Source organism: Muribaculum sp. NM65_B17 (assembly GCF_004793735.1).
Classification (GTDB): Bacteria; Bacteroidota; Bacteroidia; order Bacteroidales; family Muribaculaceae; genus Muribaculum; species Muribaculum gordoncarteri.
In genome coordinates, this window is sequence record NZ_SRYY01000027.1 from 1 (window position 1) to 1,568 (window position 1,568).

Annotated in this window: 1 rRNA gene; it reads left to right on the forward strand. The window is 58.3% G+C overall.

What is annotated here, in order from left to right:
* Window positions 1-22 precede the first annotated feature (22 nt).
* Window positions 23-1,560 (forward strand): 16S ribosomal RNA (locus tag E5354_RS14110).
* Window positions 1,561-1,568: the final 8 nt, after the last annotated feature.

The window sequence follows — 1,568 nt, forward strand, 5'->3', positions numbered from 1 at the left end:
AAAAATAAGAAAAAAGATACAAACAACGAAGAGTTTGATCCTGGCTCAGGATGAACGCTAGCGACAGGCCTAACACATGCAAGTCGAGGGGCATCGGGGCGAGGAGCAATCCTTGCCGCCGGCGACCGGCGCACGGGTGAGTAACGCGTATGCGACCTGCCCGTTGCAGGGGGATAATCGGGAGAAATCCCGTCTAATACCGCGTAATGCCGCGGGGCTGCATGGCCCTGCGGCCAAAGGGAGCGATTCCGGCAACGGATGGGCATGCGTGACATTAGCTAGTTGGCGGGGCAACGGCCCACCAAGGCGACGATGTCTAGGGGTTCTGAGAGGAAGGTCCCCCACACTGGTACTGAGACACGGACCAGACTCCTACGGGAGGCAGCAGTGAGGAATATTGGTCAATGGGCGCGAGCCTGAACCAGCCAAGTCGCGTGAGGGATGACGGCCCTACGGGTTGTAAACCTCTTTTGTCGGGGAGCAAATTCCGCCACGTGTGGCGGAGTCGAGAGTACCCGAAGAAAAAGCATCGGCTAACTCCGTGCCAGCAGCCGCGGTAATACGGAGGATGCGAGCGTTATCCGGATTTATTGGGTTTAAAGGGTGCGTAGGCGGACTGTCAAGTCAGCGGTAAAATACGGGGGCTCAACCTCCGCCCGCCGTTGAAACTGACGGTCTTGAGTGGGCGAGAAGTATGCGGAATGCGTGGTGTAGCGGTGAAATGCATAGATATCACGCAGAACTCCGATTGCGAAGGCAGCATACCGGCGCCCGACTGACGCTGAAGCACGAAAGCGTGGGTATCGAACAGGATTAGATACCCTGGTAGTCCACGCAGTAAACGATGAATACTAGCTGTCCGGGGCGAATGAGCCCTGGGTGGCACAGCGAAAGCGTTAAGTATTCCACCTGGGGAGTACGCCGGCAACGGTGAAACTCAAAGGAATTGACGGGGGCCCGCACAAGCGGAGGAACATGTGGTTTAATTCGATGATACGCGAGGAACCTTACCCGGGCTCAAACGACACAGGAACGTACCTGAAAGGGTTCGGCTCTACGGAGCCTGTGTCGAGGTGCTGCATGGTTGTCGTCAGCTCGTGCCGTGAGGTGTCGGCTTAAGTGCCATAACGAGCGCAACCCCCATCGACAGTTGCTAACAGGTCAGGCTGAGGACTCTGTCGAGACTGCCGGCGCAAGCTGCGAGGAAGGCGGGGATGACGTCAAATCAGCACGGCCCTTACGTCCGGGGCGACACACGTGTTACAATGGCAGGTACAGCGGGAAGCCACCTGGCGACAGGGAGCGGAACCCGAAAGCCTGTCTCAGTTCGGATTGGAGTCTGCAACCCGACTCCATGAAGCTGGATTCGCTAGTAATCGCGCATCAGCCACGGCGCGGTGAATACGTTCCCGGGCCTTGTACACACCGCCCGTCAAGCCATGGAAGCCGGGGGTGCCTGAAGTGCGCTGCCGCGAGGAGCGCCCTAGGGTAAAACCGGTGACTGGGGCTAAGTCGTAACAAGGTAGCCGTACCGGAAGGTGCGGCTGGAACACCTCCTTTCTGGAGCG